The following is a 2,170-nucleotide window of genomic DNA, read 5'->3' on the forward strand; positions in this document are numbered from 1 at the left end:
CGATCGGGGTCGGCGGGCACGTGGGGATCGCGGCGGGCGGGGCGCTGCTGTGCCTCGGGGAGATCGTGCTCTTCCTCAAGAACGACCTGGAGGCGCTGGCCCGTTCGGCCGCCGCTCCGGCCACGGTGTTCGGGCGGCAGCGGCTGGCGGCGGGCATCGGGGCGTTCGCCAGTGGGGTGGTGGGCGGTCAGCTGTACGAGGCGGCGGAGGCGGCCGGCTCGGCGCGTGGGTTCTGGGTGGTGGTCTGCCTCCAGTGCCTGGTGCTGCCGTCGGCCTTGCTGCTCCGCCGCCGTACCGCCCGGGGCCGTGCGGGGCCCCGGGCGGAAGGCGCCTGAACCGGACTAGCCGGCTCGGACGAGGTCGGCCGGTTCGGCCGGTTCCGCGCGCCACTGTCCGGCGAGTTCGCGGCGGGCGCGCGCCACGCGGGAGCGGACCGTACCGATCGGGCAGCCTGCGGCGGCCGCGGCCTCCTCGTAGGACGCGCCCAGCAGTTGGGTGAGGACGAAGGCCTGGCGGCGGGCCGGGTCCAGTCGGCGCAGGGCGTCCCGTACCGCCGCGGACTCCTCGAACCCGGGCAGATGGCGGGGCTGGGCGCGTTCCGCGGCGGTCTGCCAGTCCGCGGTGTCGGCGGTCCGGGGGCGTACGGCGGCCGCTCGGTGCCGGTCGATGACGACGCGCCGCGCGATCGACATCAGCCAGGTCCGGGCGCAGGAACGCCCCGCGAACCGGGCCAGTCCGCTCATCGCCCGCAGGTAGGTCTCCTGGGCCAGGTCATCGGCGCCCGGAGCGTCGGAGCTGAGGTAGGCGACGAACCGGCGGACGTCCTCATAGGTCGCCCGGACGAACCGGTCGGCGGCCTCCCGGTCCCCGCCGCCCGCGGCCAGCGCCCAGTCGGTGATCTGCCCGTCGTTCTGCCGGGCAGCCGGGAGACGGGGGTGGGGCGGACGGGTGGCGGACACCCGGAGGACCGGCGGCCGGGAGACGGAGGGCCGGACGGGCGGCGCGGCAGCCGGTGGTACGGCGGCGGGTGACCGTAGGGCGGTCAGGGGCGCAGCGGCGGGTTGCGCAGTTGGTCGCGCGGCGGCCGGTCGTGGGGGAGCAGGAAGTGTCACAGCAGTCCTTCGCGTCCTTGCGGAGCCGCGGCAGCGGTCGCCCGGCTCCGGTGACCGGTTCCGTTCGGACGCGCCGTGAGGGCGGGCCCGGGGAACCGGCATGCCTGTCACGGGTGTGTGCGAGGGCGCACACCCGTACCGCCTCCGGCACACAGAGGCCGGAGGGCGGATGGAGGTCAGAGGAAGCGGAGGGAGAGCGGGGGCCCGCGCCGGGAGATGGCGTGCAGGGCGAGAAGGTCCTGAGGACGGCGGCCGGCCCGGCGTCGGGTGCGGTGACGGGCGGGCGGCACCGGGGCGGGCGGCGTCGCGGACCACAGGCGCCAGGCCGTCCGCAGCGGGGCGCGGACGAACAGCACCAGGCAGCGGCCCAGCCGGGCGAGGGCGACCTCGCCGCGCCACAGCCACCAGCCGCAGACCAGCCCGGCCAGCGCGTGGGCGACGGCCATGCCGAGGGTGAACACCGTCCCGTCGAAGGCGGCCAGAAACCCCATCAGGTCCGACGAGCCGCCGATCGGGACCTCGTGCGCGGAGTGGCCCATCGCACCCGGCGCATGGCGTCCACCGCCCGCGTGGTGCGCGCCGGCGCCGGACGGCAGCCAGGATCCGGCAGCGGAGAAGAAGGCGTGCAGCCCCAACTGGCCCAGGACATGGGCGGCGACGGTCGCCGGAGCGCTCCGCTCCCGTGCGGCGAGCCACCATCCCGCCCCGCACACCGGCAGCAGCGCGGCGGCCTGGACGGACAGGGGCAGGGGCGCGCCGGACATCAGCGCGTGGCCGAGTCCGGACACGGCGACGCACACGACCGCGAACAGCGCGGTGCGCCCGAGTCGGAGTGCGGTTCCGGCTCCCATGGCAGCCATGGTGCCAGCCGTACCCACCCCGGCGAGAAGAGCACCAGATGCCGAAACAAGGGGAGTTCGCCTCGTTTGCCCCACCAGCAGCATATGTGATCCATGTCACATGTCAGTGCGGGGAACTTTCCCCTCCCGCCGCCCGACTGCTCCAACAACGCTTCTGCGTAAGCCTCGTGGCCCGGGGCCGCCGCATCCCCCCATCCC

2 protein-coding genes and 1 pseudogene are annotated in these 2,170 nt (G+C 75.7%); 1 reads left to right on the forward strand and 2 read right to left on the reverse strand.

Going from position 1 to position 2,170, the window contains the following annotated elements; all coding sequences use genetic code 11:
• Window positions 1-335 (forward strand): annotated as a pseudogene (locus tag D3105_RS33495) (MFS transporter); the annotation flags it as partial.
• Window positions 336-341: 6 nt separating this feature from the next.
• Here D3105_RS33495 and D3105_RS33500 read toward each other — a convergent pair.
• Together D3105_RS33500 and D3105_RS33505 are read right to left on the reverse strand one after the other, a co-directional pair.
• Window positions 342-959, reverse strand: a complete 618-nt coding sequence (locus D3105_RS33500) for a sigma-70 family RNA polymerase sigma factor (RefSeq protein WP_118906565.1) — start codon at window positions 957-959, stop codon at window positions 342-344.
• Window positions 960-1,288: 329 nt separating this feature from the next.
• Entirely contained in the window at window positions 1,289-1,963 is a 675-nt protein-coding gene (locus D3105_RS33505) for a hypothetical protein (protein ID WP_118906566.1), read from the reverse strand.
• Window positions 1,964-2,170 lie beyond the last annotated feature (207 nt).

It is taken from the genome of Streptomyces globisporus (assembly GCF_003501885.1).
Taxonomy (GTDB): domain Bacteria; phylum Actinomycetota; class Actinomycetes; order Streptomycetales; family Streptomycetaceae; genus Streptomyces; species Streptomyces globisporus_D.